At 41.8% G+C, this 22506-nt stretch carries 17 protein-coding genes and 1 pseudogene; 6 read left to right on the forward strand and 12 right to left on the reverse strand.

The features are described from left to right. The first annotated feature begins 103 nt into the window (after window positions 1-103). Window positions 104-2065: a monovalent cation:proton antiporter family protein gene (locus tag FNT16_RS10680; protein ID WP_143871570.1), complete on the forward strand. Its 1962-nt coding sequence runs from the start codon at window positions 104-106 to the stop codon at window positions 2063-2065. Window positions 2066-2082: 17 nt separating this feature from the next. On the opposite strand, the gene FNT16_RS10685 is transcribed toward FNT16_RS10680, so the two are convergent. From FNT16_RS10685 to FNT16_RS10700, 4 genes are read right to left on the reverse strand one after another with little or no spacing between them, the layout of a single operon-like run. Beyond that, window positions 2083-2526: a YqaA family protein gene (locus tag FNT16_RS10685; protein WP_221935020.1), complete on the reverse strand. Its 444-nt coding sequence runs from the start codon at window positions 2524-2526 to the stop codon at window positions 2083-2085. Further along, the gene (locus FNT16_RS10690; protein WP_143871571.1) at window positions 2523-3224 is read right to left on the reverse strand and encodes a gamma-glutamyl-gamma-aminobutyrate hydrolase family protein; all 702 of its coding nucleotides are present in this window, start codon (window positions 3222-3224) and stop codon (window positions 2523-2525) included. The genes FNT16_RS10685 and FNT16_RS10690 overlap by 4 nt, the downstream gene beginning before the upstream one ends. Beyond that, window positions 3188-4192 (reverse strand): amidoligase family protein, encoded by a 1005-nt coding sequence (locus tag FNT16_RS10695; protein WP_143871572.1) that lies wholly within the window; start codon window positions 4190-4192, stop codon window positions 3188-3190. The genes FNT16_RS10690 and FNT16_RS10695 overlap by 37 nt, the downstream gene beginning before the upstream one ends. Next, window positions 4189-5175 (reverse strand): AI-2E family transporter, encoded by a 987-nt coding sequence (locus tag FNT16_RS10700; RefSeq protein WP_246072483.1) that lies wholly within the window; start codon window positions 5173-5175, stop codon window positions 4189-4191. The genes FNT16_RS10695 and FNT16_RS10700 overlap by 4 nt, the downstream gene beginning before the upstream one ends. Between FNT16_RS10700 and FNT16_RS20820 the strand changes: the two genes are divergently transcribed. Then, on the forward strand, window positions 5057-5305 hold the full coding sequence (locus tag FNT16_RS20820; protein ID WP_246072509.1) for a hypothetical protein: 249 nt from the start codon (window positions 5057-5059) through the stop codon (window positions 5303-5305). The genes FNT16_RS10700 and FNT16_RS20820 overlap by 119 nt on opposite strands. A 61-nt stretch (window positions 5306-5366) precedes the next feature. Here FNT16_RS20820 and FNT16_RS10705 read toward each other — a convergent pair whose 3' ends face one another. Both FNT16_RS10705 and mfd read right to left on the reverse strand, forming a co-directional pair. Beyond that, window positions 5367-6671, reverse strand: a complete 1305-nt coding sequence (locus tag FNT16_RS10705; protein WP_143871574.1) for a CsiV family protein — start codon at window positions 6669-6671, stop codon at window positions 5367-5369. A 13-nt stretch (window positions 6672-6684) separates the two neighbouring features. After that, window positions 6685-10158, reverse strand: coding sequence for a transcription-repair coupling factor (mfd, locus tag FNT16_RS10710; RefSeq protein WP_143871575.1), 3474 nt, complete (start codon window positions 10156-10158; stop codon window positions 6685-6687). Between the two features lie 289 nt (window positions 10159-10447). Between mfd and FNT16_RS10715 the strand changes: the two genes are divergently transcribed. The 3 genes from FNT16_RS10715 to astD all read left to right on the forward strand — a co-directional run bounded on the left by FNT16_RS10715 (window position 10448) and on the right by astD (window position 14365). Then, the gene (locus FNT16_RS10715; protein WP_143871576.1) at window positions 10448-11668 is read left to right on the forward strand and encodes an aspartate aminotransferase family protein; all 1221 of its coding nucleotides are present in this window, start codon (window positions 10448-10450) and stop codon (window positions 11666-11668) included. A 132-nt stretch (window positions 11669-11800) separates the two neighbouring features. After that, window positions 11801-12838, forward strand: a complete 1038-nt coding sequence (gene astA, locus FNT16_RS10720) for an arginine N-succinyltransferase (protein ID WP_143871577.1) — start codon at window positions 11801-11803, stop codon at window positions 12836-12838. Between the two features lie 39 nt (window positions 12839-12877). Beyond that, window positions 12878-14365, forward strand: coding sequence for a succinylglutamate-semialdehyde dehydrogenase (gene astD, locus FNT16_RS10725; RefSeq protein ID WP_143871578.1), 1488 nt, complete (start codon window positions 12878-12880; stop codon window positions 14363-14365). 9 nt (window positions 14366-14374) lie between these two features. On the opposite strand, the gene FNT16_RS10730 is transcribed toward astD, so the two are convergent. Beyond that, a complete protein-coding gene (locus FNT16_RS10730) occupies window positions 14375-14716 on the reverse strand; it encodes a hypothetical protein (RefSeq protein WP_143871579.1) in 342 nt (113 codons plus the stop codon). A 125-nt stretch (window positions 14717-14841) separates the two neighbouring features. Between FNT16_RS10730 and FNT16_RS10735 the strand changes: the two genes are divergently transcribed. Next, complete coding sequence (locus FNT16_RS10735) at window positions 14842-15630, forward strand: DUF1338 domain-containing protein (protein ID WP_143871580.1); 789 nt, start codon at window positions 14842-14844, stop codon at window positions 15628-15630. 46 nt (window positions 15631-15676) lie between these two features. Here the strand turns inward: FNT16_RS10735 and FNT16_RS10740 are convergent, their stop codons facing one another. From FNT16_RS10740 to FNT16_RS10760, 5 genes and pseudogenes are all read right to left on the reverse strand, one after another. After that, window positions 15677-17272 (reverse strand): cation:proton antiporter family protein, encoded by a 1596-nt coding sequence (locus tag FNT16_RS10740; protein ID WP_143871581.1) that lies wholly within the window; start codon window positions 17270-17272, stop codon window positions 15677-15679. A gap of 76 nt (window positions 17273-17348) precedes the next feature. Further along, window positions 17349-19135 (reverse strand): annotated as a pseudogene (locus FNT16_RS10745) (sodium:solute symporter family protein). Then, the gene (locus tag FNT16_RS10750) at window positions 19135-19416 is read right to left on the reverse strand and encodes a DUF4212 domain-containing protein (RefSeq protein ID WP_143871582.1); all 282 of its coding nucleotides are present in this window, start codon (window positions 19414-19416) and stop codon (window positions 19135-19137) included. The pseudogene FNT16_RS10745 and the gene FNT16_RS10750 overlap by 1 nt, the downstream one beginning before the upstream one ends. Before the next feature lie 115 nt (window positions 19417-19531). After that, a complete protein-coding gene (gene tcdA / locus FNT16_RS10755) occupies window positions 19532-20320 on the reverse strand; it encodes a tRNA cyclic N6-threonylcarbamoyladenosine(37) synthase TcdA (protein ID WP_143871583.1) in 789 nt (262 codons plus the stop codon). A gap of 182 nt (window positions 20321-20502) precedes the next feature. Beyond that, window positions 20503-22395 carry a carbohydrate-binding protein gene (locus tag FNT16_RS10760; protein WP_143871584.1) on the reverse strand — a complete coding sequence of 631 codons (1893 nt, stop codon included), beginning with the start codon at window positions 22393-22395 and terminating at the stop codon, window positions 20503-20505. Between the last annotated feature and the right edge of the window lie 111 nt (window positions 22396-22506).

Raw genomic sequence — 22506 nt, forward strand, 5'->3', positions numbered from 1 at the left:
GCTGGAAAAATAATCAATTCTGTCAAATGTTGTCTATTATTAGATAAAAGTACATTAAACATTGCTGATTTAATTCGATCTATAAGACTTAAAAAAGGGCTGCATGGAACTTAATCTATTTGCTGAAATACTTTTACTGTTGCTTATCTCAGTTTTTTTAATCGCGCTATTTCGCCGATTAAAACTGGCGCCGATATTGGCTTATTTAGTTGCGGGTGTTATTGCGGGTCCCTCAGTCATTAATATTTTGTCAGATGCCAAAGAGATTAGTTTTGTTGGTGAGCTTGGGATTGTTTTTTTACTTTTTTCACTCGGTCTAGAATTTTCTTTTCCACGTTTAATCGCCATGCGACATATGGTCTTTGGTGTGGGCTGTGGGCAGGTTGTATTAACACTGTTGGTTATTTTAGCGATTTGTTTGTTTAGTGGTTACGATTGGCAAGCGGCCTTGGTTGTCAGTTGTGCGATAGCCTTGTCTTCAACAGCGATTGTCATTAAGCAATTAACCGAAAATGGCAAGTTGCAAAATAAGCGTGGCCAACTCGCGGTATCTATCCTATTGTTTCAGGATCTGGCCGTAGTGCCTATGTTGATTGCGCTGCCTATTATAGCGGGCGGCTCTGATGCTGATTTAGCATCGAGCCTGTTAGCTGCATTGATTAACGGTTTACTTGTCTTTGTTCTGTTAATCGCGGTTGGCAAATGGTTGCTGCCTCGTATTTTCAATGAAATTGCACAGGCTCGCTCGGATGAGTTATTCGTATTGACGACTATTTTGGTGGCATTATTGACTGCTGCCATTACACATCTATTCGGTCTGTCGATGGCTTTAGGCGCATTTTTAGCGGGCATGATGTTGGGGGAAAGCCAATATAAACATCAATTGGAAGCGGATATTCGGCCATTTAGAGACATCTTAATGGGGCTATTTTTTATCAGTGTTGGTATGCAGCTGGATATTGCTTTGGTGTGGGCTTCTGTACATTGGTTGGTCTTTATAGTTGTGATTGTGCTGGCGCTAAAAGTTTTTTTAATTCAGCTTGTCGCTCGGTTTTTCAAACAAAATAAAACCGATGCTTGGGCCAGTGGTATTATGTTATGCCAAATGGGTGAGTTTGGTTTTGTTATAGCGGCACTTGCATTAGAGCATACGCTGATCGATAAACATCTTGCTTCGATGTTAATTGGTGTTGGTGTTGTCAGTATGGCGATTACCCCATATTTAGTGAATAGAGCGTCATTATTTGCACAATTTTTGGCCCGTCAGTCTTTAGTTGATGCTAAACCAGATAATTCTAATGAACATTCTAATTTGAGTAATCACGTTATTATTTGCGGTTTTGGTCGTGTCGGTCAAATTGTCAGTCGCTTTCTAAAATTAGAGTCTATCCCTTATGTTGCATTAGATGTGGACCCGACTCGAATACATGAAGCGAAGGCCGCTTATGAGCCGGTGCATTTTGGTGATGCGCGCAAAATCGAAATTCTCAAATCGGTCAATATTCATGCTGCACGTTTGGTTATTATTGCCTTTGATGATATTGCAAAAGCCTTGGTGGTGATTGATTTAGTCAAAAAGCATGCACCAGCTGCTAAAATATTGGTGCGCACTCGCACTGACGATAATTTACAGCAGCTTTTTGCCGCCGGGGCGGATGAGGTTATCCCAGAAACACTTGAAGGTAGCTTAATGTTGGTTTCACACGTTATGCTGCATTCCGGTGTACCGGTTAAGCGTATATTTGGCCGTGTCAGACGAGAGCGTAAAAACCACTATAATGGTTTACATGGATTTTATCGGGGCGATTCTTACAAGCAAAATGAACGAGAAATTGAGTATTTACATGCGGTCACTTTAACCGAAAGAGCCTTTGCGGTTGGTTTAAAGTTGAATGAATTGGATTTGCCACTTAGACGAGTTGAAGTAACCGGGATTCGGCGCGGAGATAAAGAAATTATTAACCCTGATCCGGATATTGCGTTGGAAGCGCAAGATGTTGTGATTATTTTGGGTGTCCCTAGACGCGTCGAAAGAGCAGAGCGATATTTGCTAGAAGGCGCGTAAAGCGCCTTCTAACAAAGTTACGTATGGATCAGTTCATGTGTCCAGCCGGCAAAATACAATACGGCTACGTACCTGAGTGTTTTGCCCAAACCAACCAGTAGTAAAAATACGGGCAGCCTAACTTTCATTGTTCCGGCAATGAGCGTCAACGCATCACCACCAACCGGTAACCATGCAAATAATAAGCTCCAAACGCCGTATTTATTAAACCAGTGCTGCATCTTATCTATTTGTTTATCACTAAAATAAAACCACTTTTTGTCCTTAAATTTTAATAAATACCAGCCTAAATAAAAGTTAACGACCGCACCTAATGTATTGCCACTGGCGGCCAAGATAACCAATAACCAGCCGGGATGCCCTTGCTGAATTAAAGCATACAGAATGACTTCTGAATAAAATGGCAAAATAGTTGCTGCTAAAAATGAGCTAACAAATAATGTTATGTAGCTGACAATCATGAGTGACGAGCCTTTTCAGCTTCTCTAACTAACCAATTGAATAGGCGGCGTTGTGTTTTTTTATACACTAGATATTCAGGGTGCCATTGTACCCCGAGAATGGGTTTTTGACCTGTATGTTCAATTGCTTGAATAAAGTGATCTCTATCGTATGCAACCGCCTGTAAATTATGACCTAATGTTTTTATCGCTTGGTGATGCAGACTATTTACTTTGATCCCAGTACAGTTAAGTATTCGCGCTAGTTTTGAATTAGCATTCACTTTTACGGGCTTTTTAGCTCTTAAAATCGCTTTATTGCTGGTTTTTCGGCGTTTATCGCGAATATCTGTATATAAACTACCGCCGCAGACGACGTTTATTAACTGATATCCTCGACAAATACCTAAGATCGGGATGTGATTTTCGAGTGCCTTGTGAATATAGTTGATTTCTAGCTTATCTCGCTTTCTGTCGTATTGTGCCTTTGCTGTTACTTCTTCGCCGTATAAAGTAGGGTGGATATCATCCCCACCGGATATTATAAAGGCGTCGAAACGCTCGTTATATCGAGGACTATTGGCGCTGATGCGCACCGCTCTCGCTCCACAAATATACAGTGACAGCCGAATACAGTTCCAAGAGGGCGAAATAAATTTGGCGTTACCGGTAACGCCAATTTTTAATTTTGGTAAATTTTTTCGAGTTCTTTGTGCCATGGCTTATCTATTTGTAACCAATCTTTTTGATGTGCTAACCAATTTTTAGCGAGTTGATTAAGCAGTTCTGTATCGTGCGCGATTTCTTCAACTACGCACCAAATATTCCAACTTTCATGTAAAGACCAATCGCTTGTGCCGATGTGGCAGTTTGGTAAACGGTAATGAAACGTTGGTCGAGCATTTATTTTTTCTTTGGGTAAAGCTTTGGTAATTTTATCATCATCGATATGTCTAAACAGAGGCAGCATATCTAACGCTCGATTGCGGGTCGCATTATGCTTTAAGTAATCATTGATTATTTGCTCAACAGATACATTATCATCATAGTTGAGAACGCACTTTTTAAAAGTTTTCGGGTAGGTGTCAATAAAAGGGGTTACCCTGCGGCTTAGGTCGACTTTATGTTTTTTGATTAACCATTCTTCACACACAATATAAGCTTTTAAATAGTTGGCTATAGTGGCCGCGGATAAATCAGGTAGCTCAGTATTGATATGTACTCCAAAGGCATACAAAACGGATTCGTCAGTGCCGCTAGCACCTTGTTTTCGAAGAGAATAGATTACAGGATCTATTAAATCTAACTGATTTATTTGGATGGGGGGACATACAATTTCAACCGGCACTAGCGTGGTGGAAATATCCGTTAACCAGCGCATAATGCGATCGCTGGCTTCATCTGTAAAGTCAGCTGGAGGCTGGCCATCAGCGGCAAGCTGCGCACGCTGACGGGCTTTAATTTTGGCATAGCGCCAATCAAGCTCTACTTTAAAGGTGCCTACATCGCTGACTTTGACTGTGTATTCAGTGTCGTTTAAATTGTGATATTCAGTTGACAGTTTATCGGCAATCGTTTGTGCAACTTTTTGTATACTGACACCGGCAAACTCCAGCTCAAAACCGACCGTGCGATAATCGGCTTGTTTATTTTTACAGACTGTTGGTAGTTTATAATCTTTTTTCATTTTGATTTCACCGTCATTATTTGAGACACCCTAATCCATTCAAGCGTTTGTGCACTGACTAAAATAATGGTGAGCATAGGTACCGCGATAATGGCGCCGGCTATACCCCACAGCCATCCCCAAAACACGACAGATACGAAGACTATGATAGGATTTATTTTTAAACGCATTCCGTGCACTAAAGGATCAATTAATAACCCCGTAATATTCATCATGACCAAAAAACAGAGCGTCGGAGCGAGCGTCAGCCATAAAGTATCTGCCTGAGTTGCTGAAATTAATGTCAGTAAGACTGCGAGTATTGCAACCCCAACGTAAGGTACAAATCGTAAAAATGTGACCAAAACTAACCACACCCAAGGCATCGGCAGATCAAAATACCAAACGATTAGGCTTGTTACTGCACCACACAACGCATTGATTAGCGTCACTGCCGCAAGATAGCGACCCACTTCGAAACGTAATCGGCGAAACAGTTTAATAAACTTACGTCTGGTTTTTCGTTTTGCAGATACACGAATCAAATTTAAAATCAGGCTATCGCCGTGTGTCAGCAAAAAGAGTGTCAATGTGAGTATGATGATACCCACGCCAAAGCCAGTTTGTAACGACGTTAATAAACTCTCACCCCAGTTTTCTTCGGGTTTGACTAAGACGTTTGCTTCAGGCTCCTGCTCAATGATTTCTTCTACTGCATCAGATACTCGCTGTGAGGTTTCTTGAATATTTTCGATGGTATCTTTTAGTTCACGTTCATGTTTAAGGATATGACTGATGCTGTCAGGCGCGCTTTCCATCCACTGCGTTAAAGCGGGGATTGTTACCCAAACTGAAGCTACGATAAGGCCTGCACTGACAAGGATCATGGTTAATCCGCTTAGAAACCGGGGGAGCCCTAAATTTGTCAGAAAACGTACGGCCGGTGAAAGCAATAATGACAATAAACAGGCGGCTACTAAAGGTAGAAATAGGTCTCTTGCCAGTGACAAACTGGAAACCAGCATAAAAGCGAAAATTAAAGGAATGCACCAAGCGTATTTATTTAACGGGCGCGAATTTGCAGTGGGACTCGGTTTTTCTACATCGCTGTGTGTTTTAATGACATCCTCCTGAAAAACATCCTTAAGCCATTATTATCATAACAGCTTAAGTGAATATTTCTAGGGAGTGCTCATTATTCAATATCTGATTGCGGTCGCTCGGGTTTAGTATACCTTCTTACTTGCAGCACTATACCCATTTCAGGGTGATCAAAGTAATGAATTTCACCCGAGCGGATACGCCTGTTCTGCTTAAAATGATAGGGGTATAAGAAGGTATCTTTATGCTCAAAACCAGCTGTACTGCTTTTCGCTGTTAAGGCTTTGTCGGCAAGTACCCGTTTGGGGTGCGGTCCAACCTTACGCACATTAAATTCTGTTTCAATAAACAAATAATGACGTAAATAAATTTTAAATAAACCATCTAATTGCCAGACATTTTTTGGGGTTCCGGCTATTTGTTGCTGTGCGAGCCAGATTTCCTGTTGTTTTTCAAACAGTGCGTTTTCGGCTGACCATTCTTTGTTTTCGATTTTTATCAGCACATCTTGAATATTATTTAAGATCTTTTGGTGATTTAACGCTTCATCGGCGAGCACGATTTCAGGTTGTCGTAAATCGCTTTCTGATCCCGGTATCAGGGTTTGATTGGTATCGACTTTTATCAGTGGCTCGCCGAAATAATCAAACTCTTTTGTATAGTTGTTACCTGCAAAGATACGCCAAGGTGTTTCTTGGTTTTCAGCTTCAACCGGTTGGCGCCAAGCTAAGTGCATCAGTGGCATAATATCCTTACGCCAACGAAACTTTGCTGCTAGCTCTTTAAATTGCAAATGCTCATCGTTCAATAGATACGGTTCGTCTCGGTATTCATCTACGGTTTGTGTGACACGGCGTGGCAGTTGTGCCCAATACAGACTTTTATCTAATGCTATTAATGACTCTCGTTCAGGGTTTAACATACTGGGTTCGGGGATTCGGCAGTCAAAGTCATAATGCCAACTCGCAGCATCGATTGGAAAGACCAGTGATTCAATAAAGTCGTTTTTGCGACGGCTGGCAAGGTTTAAATCCAACACCAGTTGTGTGCTTAAATCGGCTGCACTGTCACTTTGTGCGCCAGCAGACATTGCCTGTGGCTCTAGCTCTTGATTATGCAAGTTGATTTGTAAGCTGGGTTGATACGGGTTAACGATTTGACATTCGGGTAATAAATTACGGATTGTGTCGATATCTGGTTGGTATATCGGGCTCAGTAGATCGCGCGCATCGTTGACCATTATTGGTTGAATTTTAGCGTCAAAATTTTCCTGCAAATTATCAGAGCTACTGTCATGGCTAAAAATGAGTAATTCAATCTCAAACCAGCGCTCTGCAAAAACATTCGGGCTGCTCACCAAAAGACCTGCTATGCACAGCGCGCGTATTATTTTTTCCATTAAATATCCCGATTTAAGCAGAAAGTTTTTGAGTAAATTCGTTAATCATAGATTCTACCAGTTTCAAACGTTCACGGGTATCCTCTGCGATTATGTTGAACCTTAACTTATCCGGTCCACCCATACCATACACTTTGGGTTGTGATTGAATTAAGCCGATAATGAATGCCGGGTCAACTTTTGTTGATGAGCTAAACTCTATGACCCCACCTCTTGGTCCAGCATCTATCTTTTTGATGCCTGCTTTGGCAGCTTTCAGTTTAAACTGATTGATTTTGATGAGGTTTCTTGTTGCGTCGGGCAATAATCCAAAGCGGTCTATCAATTCGATTTGGAAATCGTCTAGTTCGTCTTCAGTATTGCAACTGGCCAGTCGTTTGTATAAGGACAAGCGTATATTGACGTCTGGGATGTAATCATCTGGCAATAGTGCAGGGATGCGAAGCTCCATTTCTGTTTGGTTTTGTAAAACTGAGTCAAGCGAAGGTTCTTTGCCTTGTTTTAGCGACTCAACAGCTTGCTCTAACATTTCCATATACAGTGAAAATCCGATTGAGCTGATTTGTCCGCTTTGATCTTCACCCAATAGCTCACCGGCACCCCTAATTTCTAAATCGTGTGTGGCCAGTGCAAAACCAGCGCCTAAGTCTTCTAATTGTTCAATGGCTTCCAGTCGTTTTAATGCATCTTTTGTCATGCGTTTGGGATGTGGTGTCATTAAATATGCGTAAGCTTGATGATGCGAACGACCCACACGACCTCTTAACTGGTGTAATTGCGCCAGACCAAAATTATCTGCTCTGTCGATGATAATGGTATTTGCACTTGGAATGTCGATACCCGTTTCAATAATAGTTGTACACACTAAGACATTATATCTTTGGTGGTAAAAGTCTGACATCACTTGCTCTAGCTCACGCTCGCGCATCTGCCCGTGCGCCACAATCACATTGGCTTCTGGCAATAATTCTCGGATATTCGTGGCTGTTTTTTCGATTGTATCGACAGAGTTATGCAGATAATAAACCTGTCCACCACGCATAATTTCACGTGATACTGCTTCTTTGACGAGATCATCGTCATATTGACGGACAAAAGTTTTCACTGACAAGCGTTTTTTCGGGGGGGTTGCTATGATAGATAAATCCCGCATGCCACTCATTGCCATATTCAATGTTCGCGGAATAGGTGTTGCGGTTAAGGTGAGTATATCCACGTCCGCTCTTCGTGATTTAATCAATTCTTTTTGTTTAACGCCAAACCTGTGTTCTTCATCTACTACCAGTAAGCCAAGGTCTTTAAACTTAATGTCTTTCGACAACAGTTTATGTGTACCAATAATGATATCGACTTTGCCTTCACTGACGCGTTTAAGTATTTCATTTTGCTGCTTGGTCGATTTAAAGCGTGATAATACTTCTACTTCTACCGGCCAGTCGGCAAACCTGTCTTTAAAGTTTTCAAAGTGTTGCTGAGCCAATAGGGTTGTAGGCACTAATACCGCGACTTGTTTGCCGGCGTTAACTGAAATAAATGCAGCACGCATCGCAACTTCAGTTTTACCAAAACCCACATCACCACAGACCAATCTGTCCATCGCATTAGGCGATTGCATATCGGCCATGACATTTTGAATTGCATCTAATTGATCTTGGGTTTCTTCAAACGGGAAGCCAGCACTAAACTGACGGTATTGTTCACTGTCTAATTCAAATTTATAACCCGGTTTTGCATTACGCCTAGCGTAAATATCTAACAGTTCAGCCGCGACATCGCGCACTTTCTCAAGGGCCTTGCGTTTGGCTTTATCCCACGCATCACTGCTGAGTTTATGCAGTGGCGCGTGTTCTACATCACCGCCTGTATAACGGGCGATCAGGTGCAATGCTGAAACCGGAACATATAGTTTTGAATCGGCGTATTCTATGGTGACAAATTCAGTTGCGACGCCTGCTGCGTCAATTGTCTGTAAGCCAAGGTATCGACCGACACCATGATTTAAGTGGACAACTGGCTGACCTACACTCAGCTCGGCGAGGTTTTTAACCACTGACTCAGTAGAAGCGCTTTGCCCCTTGGCGCTGCTACGCCTGCGTCTTTGGCTGACACGATTGCCCAATAATTCTGTTTCTGTAATAACGGCAATTTTTTGTCCGTTAATATCACAGATAAAACTATGTTCTATGTCCGCGACAACAATGCCATATTGGGCATTGTTTTTAAGGAAATTTGCTAACCCTTTGTATTCTTTTGGTTTTATTTTTGCTTGTTTTAAAAGGTCGAGTAGTGTTTCGCGGCGACCTTGCGATTCTACGATAAATAATACACGTGCGACTTCTTGTTGAACAAAGTCGTTTAACTTTTGATAGGGGGCGTTCAGTTGAGCATTGATCGCAATATCCGGCAGCGGCTGGGTCGCGAAGTTGTAGCGACCTGTTTTGCTTTCTAAGGTACTGCTGTGTAACTCGATACGGGCAAACTTTTTCAGTTCGCTAAATAGCTCTTCAATGGTTAAAAATAGATCGTTCGGTTGTAACAGCGGGCGACGTACGTCATATCTGCGGTTTTCGTAACGTTTAAGAACATCATCCCTAAAGTGCTTGCAGGACGTTTCAATCGACTCACTAAAAACAATTTGCGTGTTGTTTGGCAGGTGGTCAAACAAACTACTGGTGTTATCAAAAAACAATGGCAGATAATACTCAATACCCGCCGGCATGATTTTTTTACTGACTTGGTAGTATATTGATTCTTTGTCGGTACTGGGTTCAAATTTGTTGCGCCAGTTTTGGCGGAATTTTTCGATGCCTGCGTCGTCAGTTGGAAATTCATGCGCTGGCAGTAAATCGACTGATTCGATTTGATCGCCACTGCGTTGTGTTTCCGGATCAAAAACACGAATCGAGTCAACTTCATCATCAAAAAAATCAATTCTAAATGGCGACTGACTACCCATAGGAAATAAATCTAGCAACGATCCTCTGACACTGAATTCACCGTGTTCCATAACTTGGTCAACTATTCGATAGCCAGCATAAGTGAGGCGTTCGCGCATTGAATCAATATTCAGCTTATCATTTTTATTTAAGATTAAACTATATTGAGCCAAATAATCAGGCGGTGCCATACGCATCAACAAGGTATTAACCGATACCACATAGACACCTTGTTTTTGTTGTAAGCGATGCAAGGTATGTAAGCGTTGTGAAATAATGTCCTGATGTGGTGAAAAGGTATCGTATGGCAAGGTTTCCCAATCTGGGAAATAATAGGCGTTCAACCCTTTTTCTGTTAATAAAGAGTCTATTTCTGCGGATAATCTGAGCGCAGACGCTGTATCGGGTGTGATCACCACAACAGGTTCTGATTGATGTAAACTCAGTTGGCTGATTGCAAACGCGCTACTGCTACCGTGTAATTGGCCCCATTTTATATGGTCGGATTTTTTCAGTGGTTGAGCTGGTTGAGTTATTTCGCAGAAATTCATGCATCTTAGGTATTAAACATTAAGTTGACGCAAGTGTAATCAAGTTTGCCCCTGAGTCCAAGACTTGAGCGTTGCTTTAGTGAAAAACACATGAATATTTGTTTAAAGGCGCGGATAGATGGTTTATATTTATTGATATTGAACTATGCTATTGAGCAACGCAAAAAAAACCTCAATATTAACCCCTGATTGTATGTTTAAAATGTGTTTTTACAACAGATTACAGATGAAAGTTTAACGGGGATGGTCCGCTTTGCGGGATTTAGATTTTTTATGGAGAGTTTCAAAAATGTCGAATATGTTACATGTCAACCGAGCGACTTTTGACGAGGTCATGTTGCCTAACTATGCACCTCAAAGTGTTGTGCCTGTAAAAGGGGATGGTTCTCATGTATGGGATCAGGATGGTCGAGAGTACATTGATTTCTCTGGTGGGATCGCGGTGAACTGTTTGGGGCATTGTCATCCGGCATTGGTTCAGGCTATTCAGGAGCAAAGTCAGAAGTTATGGCATGTCAGTAATGTATGGACAAATGAGCCCGCGTTAAGATTGGCCAAAAAGTTAGTGGCTTCGACTTTTGCCGATAAAGTGTTTTTTTGTAATTCCGGTGCCGAGGCAAATGAAGCTGCGCTAAAGCTGGCAAGACGTTACGCACTGGAAAAATATGGCGAGCAGAAAAACCAAATTATCTCGTTTAATCAATCTTTTCATGGCCGCACGTTTTTTACTGTAACCGCCGGTGGTCAAGCGGCCTATTCAGATGGTTTTGGGCCTAAACCTAGTGCCATTGATCATGCAACGTACAATGATTTAGCGTCATTAGAAGCGCTGATTTCAGATAACACCTGTGCCGTAATTATGGAGCCGATGTTGGGTGAAGGTGGGGTTACCCCAGCGACAGATGCGTTTATTAAAGGTGTACGCGCTCTTTGTGACAAGCACAATGCACTGCTTATCTTTGATGAAGTGCAAACAGGCTTTGGCAGAAGTGGACACTTGTACATGTATCAGGCTTACGGCGTGACACCGGATATTTTGTCTACTGCTAAGTCTTTAGGTGGTGGATTTCCAATTGGTGGCATCTTAACAACAGATGAGATTGGTCAACACTTAAAGTTTGGTACACATGGTACAACCTATGGCGGTAATCCATTGGCTTGTGCGGTTGCCGAAGCAGCTTTTGACATCGTCAATACAGCAGAAGTGTTACAAGGGATTGAAACAAGAGAAAGGTTGTTTCGCGATAAATTGCAGCAAATTAATCAAAAATATGATGTATTTTCTGAAATTAGAGGGAAGGGGCTGTTATTAGGGGCGGTCATGAATCAAGCACATGAAGGGCGTGCTAAAGAGTTTATCGCAGCCTCTGTTGAGCAAGGTTTAATGTGCTTGGTTGCCGGTCCAAACGTAGTGCGCTTTGCACCTTCATTAATTGTTGAACCGCAGGATATTGAAGAAGGGTTTTTACGTTTCGATAAAGCGGTTGCGCGCGTAGTCGCTGGTGATTAAGCGAATAACCAACCTTTATTCAGCTACAAGGAAGGACATTTAAGGCGCGTTGCAAGTATCTTGGACGCGTCTTTTTAATTACCGACTATAATTTAAACAATATACAAATATCTTTCCGCTTGGAGGAGCTGTATGTTGTTAGTTCGTCCTATTGAAGCGCGTGACATTGATGCTTTACTGGTAATTGCTCAGGCAACTGGGCACGGTTTTACCTCGTTACCGAATGATAAAAATATTCTGGCTAAGAAAATTGAAGCCAGTGTTGCTGCGATTAACCTTGAGTCTGATTTTGCGTTCTCTCAAACTAAGCAGAGCTATCTATTTGTGTTAGAAGATACAATTAGTGGAGAGATTCTAGGCACCAGTGGTATTGAATCATCTGTTGGTTTGGATGATGCATTTTATCATTATCGGATTTCCAAAGTGGTTCATAGTTCCCCTAAGCTTGGTATATACAACCCGTTAGACGTGCTTATTTTATGTAATGACTACACGGGTGCGACCGAAATTGGCAGTTTATTTTTGGCACCACAAGCCAGGGGACAAAACGCTGGTAAGTTGTTGTCTAAATTTCGTTTTATGTTTATGGCTGAGCATCGAAACCGTTTTAATAGCCGTATTTTTGCGGAAATGCGTGGTGTTTTAGATGAATCTGGACATTCTCCATTTTGGGACTGGTTAGAAGATAATTTTTTTCGCATAGACTTTCCTACAGCCGATTATTTGAGCGGCATTGGCAATAAAGCCTTTATCGCTGAACTGATGCCGAAATTTCCCATTTACACGAGATTGTTAAGTTCTAAAGCGCAGGCTGTTATTGGTAAGGTGCACCCACAAACTGCTCCGGCATTGAGCTTATTAGAGGCGGAGTCTTTTCGCTTTAATGGTTATATCGATATCTTTGATGGCGGACCGACCGTTGAAGCCGAGTTGCATCAAATTAATAGTGTTAAAAACTCACGTAAAGTTTCCGTTGCTTTGCAAACAGGCGAGCAAGCCGGCGGAATGCAGCATTTTTTGATATGCAACACTCGGGTTAAAAATTTTAGAGCGGCGATTGCGCAATCTCAGTTGGATGAAATATCTAACCGGATTCTTTTAAGTAGCTCGGATGCCGAGTTGTTAGGGCTTAAAAAACACGATTCTGCGCGCATTTTGGCGCTTGTTTAATATTACCGATGTAACAAATAATCATATGAGGGTTATTTTATGTCAAACAAAGTGCACTGTATCAATGATACTTGGTTAGTCGGTGAAGGGCCGAATTTGCAGAAAATAGACCCCTGTAAAACCACCGAAGTTTGGCAAGGGCAGGCAGCTTCATCCGCACAGGTTGATTTGGCTGTTCAGGCTGCGTATCAGGCAGGTAAAGCTTGGCGAAACTGTCATTTTAACAAACGTTTAGATATATGCCGCGCGTTTGCAAAGCTGATACAAGAATACAAAACAATCTTAGTACATACTATCTCTGCAGAAACAGGAAAACCATTGTGGGAAGCGGAAACTGAAGTAAAGGCCGTGATTGGCAAGATTGAAATTTCACGCCGTGCATATCACCAAAGAACTGGCAAAAAAACGGTCAAAACCATAAATGGTTACGCCATTACCCGGCATAAAGCCCGTGGTGTTTGCGCCATTCTGGGGCCTTTTAATTTTCCGGCTCATTTACCTAACGGACATATTGTTCCCGCTTTACTAGCTGGAAACAGTATTGTATTTAAACCTAGTGAGCAAGCGCCGAAAACCGCTGAGTTAATGGTACGGATGTGGCTTAAGGCTGGTCTACCTTCAGGGGTTCTTAATTTATTGCAAGGTGATAAAGAAACCAGTCAAGCATTGGTTAACCATCCTAAAGTTGACGGTATCTTTTTTACCGGCAGTTCACAAACTGGGTTTGCTATTCAGCAGGCCTGTATGATGCAGCCTGAAAAAATATTAGCGATGGAAATGGGCGGTAATAACCCATTAATTATAGGTTCATCTGCCATTGATAAACAGCATCTCGAGGCCAGTATATTTAATATTATACAGTCAGCGTATATTACTGCTGGGCAAAGGTGTACCTGCGCTCGTCGTTTGTTGGTGCCAAATGATGAAAGTGGCGAGCAATTATTGGTTGCGTTAAGTAATAAGTTGAAGCAGCTTGTCGTTGGGCATTATGATGCGCAGCCTGCACCTTATTACGGCTCATTGGTGTCATTTAAGGCAGCTGAGAGTCTGCTGGATAAGCAAAAGTATTTATTGGCAGAGGGCGCGGTTGCTTTGAATTCAATGCGATTATTAGAAGCGTCTACGGGGTTGTTATCGCCCGGTCTGATTGATGTAACGGATATCGTGTCGCTTGCAGATGAAGAGCATTTTGGCCCACTTTTATTAGTCAGTCGTTATCACAATTTTGCAGACGCAATCGAACGTGCAAATGATACCCGCTATGGTTTATCTGCTGGTATTTTGACAAACGATAAACAGCAATACCAGAGGTTTTATCGGGAGATCCGTGCGGGGATTATTAATTGGAATCAGCCTTTGACGGGAGCCAGTAGTGCTGCGCCATTTGGCGGCGTTGGCATAAGTGGTAACGCGCGGCCAAGTGCCTTTTATGCTGCTGATTATTGTGCATATCCGACGGCGTCATTGGAATCAGAGACATTAACTTTACCGCCTAAATTACCTTCTGGGTATGCATCCCAGCATTAGGCTTGTGTGTTAGGAGTCGGCAAAAAATTTATCAATGAGCAGTGAAATAACTTCATGTAACTGATTTTCGACTTCTTCAAGATCTTTTTCAAAGTGCTCTAGGTAAGCGGCTGCTTGTTCGTTGGTAATACGTTTGCCAGCAATACTATATTCAGTTTCCGCTAAACTTTTGTCATAACGGGGGATAATTTTCCAGTTTATTAACCAGGATTCAACCGGTGCTATTTTGCTTTGAGCGAACTGGCAGTACTCCTCAACATAATCTAACCCCGTTGGGCCTAATGAGCCTGGTTCAACTCTGCATAATACCGTTAATTTCTGCTCTTCAGGCAGTCGGTTCTTTTTCGTCATAATGATAATACCTTTTTCTCTTATACTTATAGTTAACATTAAAATGCATAAAAAGTAACCTTTTTGTCGAAAAAACTGATAAGTAAGTCTGATTTTCTCATCTATACTGATAGTTGAGGTGTGTTATGTATGCATTGATGAATCAGCTTTGGTTAGACTATTTAACATTAAATCCGCAAGCAGCTGCTATAAACAGGTTATTGGCAGAAAATGAAGCGGTAGCAAATGATCATATTGCGCTGCGCACCATGGCGCATGCAAAGACGAATATACAGCAGCTTGCGCAGCATTTTTTAACATTGGGCTATACGCCTGCTGATTGTTATCATTTTGCCACTAAAAAGTTAGATGCTCAGTATTTTATTCATTTGCAACGGCCGCGCTGGCCCAAAATATTTATTTCACAATTAACCATGTCACAGTGCAGTACCTATCTGCAAAACGTTATTGAACAGGCTATCAATGATATACCAGATGATTTTTGCCAAGCGGCAGACTGTTTGTATCGTGGACGTATTTGGCCGGCCAGTTACCCAATATATTGTCGATTAGCGGAAGAATCAGAATATGCTGCTTGGTGGTATGCGCTTGGCTTTCATGCAAATCACTTTACAGTGAATGTTAATCAGCTCTTGCCGAAAACGCAGCTTGAAGAGGTCAATCAAAAACTGAAAAGGGCGGGTTACGCACTTAATCCACATGGTGGTGAAATTAAAGGACACGAAAGTGATGGGCTAAAACAATCTGCTACATTAGCAGATAAGCGGGAAATTGACTTTATTGAAGGTAAGTTTGAAATACCGACTTGTTATTATGAATTCGCTGAGCGATTTACGCTCAGCAATGGTCAATTATTTCAGGGCTTTGTCACTCAGTCAGCCGATAAAATATTTCAAAGTACTGACAGGTATTAGGGCGTGTGAATCTTTGTATTATTTTATAAACAAAGATAAACACGCCCTAAAGCGTGTTGAGGTTGAGCCTTTCTTCCTCTTTGTTTAATAAATTCATACTTTCTTTGGCAAAACCTGCACCAATTTCTTTATGATAGTTAAATACAGTGTGCGCGCCATATTTAATCAGTATCTCACCTTCATCAGCATATTGTGCTATCGCGGCTATTTGACCTTGGTATTGGCACAATTTCAGCTGCATAATGACGTTTTTCATATCGGCTAAAGAGGGGAGTGCTAGCATTACAAGTTTAACCTGTGATAAATCTACTTGCTCCCAGAATTCAATATCTTCTGCGTCAGCCAAAGCCACTTTTCGTTTTAAATTTTGGTGTTTTTCTATGCGATCTGAATCTGCATCTATGCCCCAAACCTTATCACCTAGTTCTTCTGCTAACGCATCATAACTGCCACTACCGACTCGGCCCATACCAATGACCAGTACTTCGGCCGTGGTTGGCATATTCGGACAAGTGTTATTAACTGTCTGTTCGGCTTCATATTTCAGGATATATTTTTTGTATCGGCTGAAGTACAAATGAGCATGTTTAAATACGAAACTACTGATAACAAAGCTGAGTGTAACCGCTATGGCAATAGCCACTAGCCAATCGGCCGCGAGCCAATTTTTATCGACACATATCTTAGCGACAATTAGACCAAATTCACTAAAATTCATCAGTGCCATTGCCGTTAGGAAACTGGTACGAGCGCGGAGTTTAAGTTTAGCCAGTATATAGAAGAATATTACAAACTTGGCGGGTATCAATGCCACCAATATAATCGCTAAGGTAAAGGTTTCAAGGCTAGGTAACGCGGTGAAGCCGATAGAAATAAAAAATCCAATTAAAAATAAATCTTTAAAATTCATCAACGATTTATACAGTTCGTTTGATTTAGCATGTGAGCTCAGGAGCATGCCAGCAATCAGCGCACCTAAGTCACCTTTTAAGTCGACGGCATAAAATAATTCGTAACCCCCAAAAGCGAAACAAAAACCGATGAGTGGTAAGAGCTCACCGTGTCCGGCTTGGGTTAATAATTTGCCAAATATTTGGCGGGCGGGAATTAATAGTATCAGTGCTAAGGCCCACAAGCTTGGTAGCGTTCCTAAAGCGGCCACTAAAAAAATCACCGCGGCAAAGTCCTGTATTACGAGTATACCAATCGATATTTTACCGTGGCGTGTTTTTAATTCGCCTGTCTCTTCCAATATTTTGGCAACACAGACTGTGCTTGAAAAACTCAGAGCAAAACCAATCAGTGCTGCGGTTTGCCACGACAGATCAAATAGTGAAACGGAGACAACTGTCCCAATGGCTAAGCAGCCAACACCTACCAAAACGGTGGTCAGTATCATTGGGCCAATAGCACCCCCTAATACAACTTTATCCGTTAGATCTTTCACTCTCACTTTCAGGCCAATGGTAAATAATAAAAGGGTAATACCTAAATTAGCTAAAGTTTCAATATTATTAATTGGCTGGATGCCATAGGCATTCATTGCAAAACCTGCAATTAAATACCCTATCATGGGAGGTAAACCAATTTGCTTTAAAGCAAATCCAAATACAAAAACAATTAAAATCCAATAAAAATCCATTGCCTATAGCCTTTTTTCACAAGTCAGTCTATCTTAATGCAGAAGTATTACGCTGTTAAGCAATGGATTACAATTTTTATGGTGTTCTAATTTTATTAACTATATCAATGATTTTTTGTGATGGAGCAGGTGTTACGCGCGCCACTACAAATGCCAGTGTAAAGTTAATAAAAGCGCCCACTGCACCAAAAGCTTCGGGTGATATACCCAATAACCAGTTGTCGGGTGTATTTGCCAATAAATGAGTATCTGGAATAAAAAAGAAGCCTTTATAAATAAATATGTACACTAGCGTGCTCACTAGACCGGCTAGCATACCTGCTATGGCCGCTTTTTCGTTAATGCGTTTACTGAATATACCCATCATGAGCGCTGGGAAGATTGATGATGCGGCTAGGCCAAATGCTAGTGCGACAACCTGCGCCGCAAACCCAGGTGGATTAATACCCAAATAACCCGCTACTAATATCGCCCCAGCCATGGCAAACCTACCTGCATTCAACTCTGTTTTTTCTGAGATGTTTGGAGTAAAGGTGCCTTTGAGTAAATCATGCGATATAGCAGAAGAAATCGCCAGTAATAAACCCGCAGCCGTTGACAGAGCTGCCGCAATCCCGCCAGCCGCAACCAAAGCTATTACCCAGTTGGGCAATTGCGCTATTTCTGGATTGGCCAATACCATAATGTCTCTGTCGACTGTGACCAGTTCGTTGCCTTGCCAGCCATACTCGCTTGCGGTTTGGCTAAATTCTGGATTTTTATCATTGTAATACTGAATTTTGCCATCCCCATTTCTGTCTTCAAATTCTAATAAGCCGGTGGTTTCCCATGTTTTAAACCATTCGGGTCGTTCGTTATAACTTAATGATTCAGGGGCTGAATCTCGCGCTTGTCGCGGAGCTTGTTGGGTTATTTCTGGTTGTACTGTTTTGGCTAGGTTAAATATTGCCATTGCACCTACCGCTGGGGCGGTTGTATATAAAATTGCAATAAAGACTAAAGCCCAACCTGCACTGCTGCGCGCTTCTTTGACACCAGGTACGGTGAAAAAGCGAATGATGACATGCGGTAAACCAGCGGTTCCAATCATCAAAGATAGGGTTAATAGGAATAAATTAATGGTTGAGCCTTTTTGTTCTGTAAAAGCCGCAAAGCCCAGATCATGCAGTACAGCATCTAATTTATCCAATAAATAAGTACTTTCGCCAGCGGTTGTCGCTAACATTTCACTCCCCAAGCCCAACTGCGGAATTGGATTGCCTGTTAGCTGAATCGAAATAAATGCAGCGGGAACAGTATAAGCAAAGATTAAAATAACATATTGCGCTATTTGCGTATACGTAATGCCTTTCATCCCCCCAGTACCGCGTAAATAAAAACAATACACATGCCAACCAACACACCCATTTCAAATTCGATTTCCAAAAAGCGGCTAAAGGCAACGCCGACGCCTTTCATTTGGCCAATGACGTAGGTAATAGAGGCGACGATTAAGCAAACAACGGCAACAATACGTGCTGCTTTAGAGCAATAACGATCGCCTATAAATTCAGGCACAGTAAACTTTCCGTGTTTTCTAAGGTAGGGTGCAAGTAACAATGCCAGTAGGACGTACCCGCCTGTCCAACCCATTAAATAAGCCGATGCATCGTAGCCGATAAACGCGATTAACCCCGCCATTGAAATAAATGATGCGGCAGACATCCAATCTGCAGCTGTTGCCATGCCATTGGCAACTGGGTGAATGCCTTTACCCGCAACATAAAACTCTCCTGTGCTGGAAGCACGGGTAACAATGGCGATGGTAATGTAAACCAGAAATGTAAATCCGACGACAAGATAAATTAGGCTTTGTAATTCCATTATTCTGTATCTCCTTGTTTTTCGTCAGCTTGAAAACGGCTGTCTAATTTATTCATTTTATGCGCATAGAAAAAAATTAATGCGACAAAGGTATAAATAGAGCCTTGCTGAGCAAACCAGAAGCCAAGTTTGTAGCCCGCTAACGAAAATTGATTTAACCAATCTGCAAGTAAAATACCGAACAAGAACGACACACAAAACCATATGCTTAAACAAAAAGCGAGCAGTTTAAGATTGGCTTGCCAATAGACGGTTTGTTTTTGCTTTGATGTTAATGCCATAAGAATCCTTTTTCATTATTGTTACTGATACTTTAACACTGTGTCTAAAATATACAGTAATACAAATAATGTTAAATTCAAAGGCCAAGCTTGTTTTACTTTTTTAAGCCGTTGGTCATTTTGCGGGCGCGCTTATTCTGTTTATCACCAGCGAAGCTGCAAAAAAAGCGAAACTGCCTGTTACCACTGTACTGGCACCAAAACCCGTCGCACAGTCTAATTTAGCGATATCGCCCGTATCGGGTTTGGCAAGGCAAGTTTCACCATTTTCGGTTGGGTAACGTAATTGTTCGGTTGAATATATCGCTTCAATGCCGAACTTGCGTTTCGGGTTTTTAGAAAAGTTATATTCTCTGCGCAAAGTATTACGAACTTTGGCCAGTAGGGGGTCTTGAATCGTTTTTGCTAAATCTGCAATTTTGATTTGGCTCGGATCAACTTGTCCGCCAGCACCACCAACGGTGACAATACGTATTTTATTGCGTTTGCAATAGGCTATCATCGCCGCTTTGGCTTTTACACTGTCGGTTGCATCGACAACGTAATTAAAACCTGTATGAAAGTATTCACCTACATTATCGGCGGTCACAAAATCTTCAAATGGATTGATTTTGCATTCGGGGTTAATCAGCTTTACACGGCTGGCCATACTCTCTGTTTTTGACTGACCAAATTGACCAGATACTGCATGAATTTGTCTATTGGTATTCGAAACACAAATATCGTCTAAATCAAATAATGAAAGCTGACCAATTCCAGTCCGCGCCAGCGCTTCGACAACCCAGCTGCCAACCCCACCTAAACCGACAACTGCAACGTGCGCTTGTTTAAGTTGTTCGAGTCCTTGTTGGCCATAGATTCTTTGGCTACCACCAAAGCGGTTTTGGTAGTTATCTGTTCGCATGGGTTTATCTCAAAATAGCAAAAAACGCGCATTATACAGTAAACAGAGGATAAAATGAGAGGAATAAGAAAAAGTGTTAGAAAAAAGCGATATACCGATTAAAGCGTATATCGCTTACTAATTCGCTTACTAATTCGCTTATCAATCAATTGTACTAAGACGTACAATTAACTAATTGAGCATTACCAGTTTTGCAGTGGCTGAGAATCTAATTGGTAGATGCGCACCCAGTCGTATTCTGTCACCATTGGATAGACGTTGTTTGCTTTATTGCCGCCAAAAGCATCTTGAATATTGTCATTTGGAATCCAAAAATTCATCATCAATTCTGTCAGATCATCAGGAATTGGAGTTGGATAAATTTGTGGAGAAACACAATTTGGCACGCAATCGATGTCACTTTGATCTAAGGTTTTATGTAATACGCCATCAACGTACCATTTTATCGCACTTGGAGTCCATTCTATCGCATAGACACGCCATTGATCAGCCGGAGCTATGTTTATTTTATCTTCCCATGCGCCCCAGTTTCGAGTCTCGCTCCAACTGCCAGCATTTTCGCCATAAATTAAGTTTGCTTGAAATTTATCCGGTCGACCACCTTCTAGTTCTACATCTATTTCTTCCCACTCTCTTGGCGATCCTTCATGCCTATAAGTAAATAAAGATGAGATGTAACCAGAAGCTTGCGCTCGGGCAGGTGCTTTCATTCGAGTTTCAATACGACCGTATTTAATTCGTTTTGCTGGTATCGTTCTTAATTCACCACAAGAATAATGATAATCCCCTTTCCAAGATTGATGATCGTTTGACCAGCTTGCCGGGACAAATTCATTGCGAATGACCAGCTCGAGTTTACCATTGTTGATTTGCACGCCTTGCGGGGTAAATCGACAATCAGATTCGGTCCCAACAGCGCCATCACCTTTCGCCCAAATTGAATTATCAAAGGTATCAAAGCGTTCATCTAACTTCAGGGTATAACCCGGATATTGGCCTGTGTACCCTGGATAGGCGACAGGCAAGTTGCCACCTGTTGTGTCACTTTGCAAAGAAAAAGAATTGACATTGAAGCCGCCTGAAAGCTGAAGTAAACGCACGACATGCATGCCCGCATTCAACGTAACGCTGGTATTTGGCGAAGGCGTCCAATTTTGCCAACCACCTGTGTCGCTTATCTGGATATCAGCAGATTGAACATCTGTCGCGCCAGTAAATTCAAAGCGCATAGCGCCACCACCCATACCCGAGGCAACAATGGCTGAAATATCATAATTACCTGCTTGGCTCACATTAATCGTGTAGGTTAACCACTCTCCCGGTTCAAACCAGCCGATGTTGTAGCCTCCGGTACTGGCGAGTTCAATATCGACATCTTCATTGCGCAGTTGCCCGCCAGTGTTGCCTGCATTCAAATCATTGTAAGCAATGCCTGCGCCGCCAATATCATAAAATTCAGCTTCGATGACACCCGGTACTTGAGCTGGAGCACCGTGATATGGTGTTCCACCGCTATTTGTTAATGCAAATGAAATCGAGTCTACATTGAAGCCGCCTGAATTCTGCACCACTCTAACAATATGAGTACCTGCATTGAGGCTTAATGAAGTTGAAGGGCTGCTTGTCCAGTTTTGCCAACTACCAGTACCAGGAAAACTAATGGTTTCACTGTTGGTATTTGTTGCACCATAAACTTCAAAACGCAATGAACCGCCATTCATTCCAGACGCAACTTTCGCATGGATGGCGTAATTTCCTGCAGTTTCAACATTGACTGTGTATTCAAGCCATTCACCGGGTTCAAACCAACCTATGTTATAGCCACCGGTTGATGCGATCTCGATATCTACATCTTCATTGCGAAATTGACCACCTGTATTGCCTGCACCTAAATCGTGATAAGCAATACCTTGGCCGCCTAAGTCGAACAGTTCTGCTTCAATTGTACCTGGGATGGCAATTGGGTTTGTTCCGTAGGGTGTATTAGCAAGAGCATTTTGGCACAACAGTATGCCAGATGTGATAGAGATGAGTTTAACTGTGTCAGAAAATGTGTTTTTTGACCTTATAAACATATATATATCCTTTAGTATGTAAGTGGTTTTACGCTTGCTACTTTTGAGTACTCCTTAAAGTAGTTGTGTGTAAGCGCTTTCAAATTTGATTGAATAAATGAGGTGTATGCA

The sequence above is a fragment of the Catenovulum sediminis genome (assembly GCF_007289895.1).
GTDB classification, from domain to species: Bacteria; Pseudomonadota; Gammaproteobacteria; order Enterobacterales; family Alteromonadaceae; genus Catenovulum; species Catenovulum sediminis.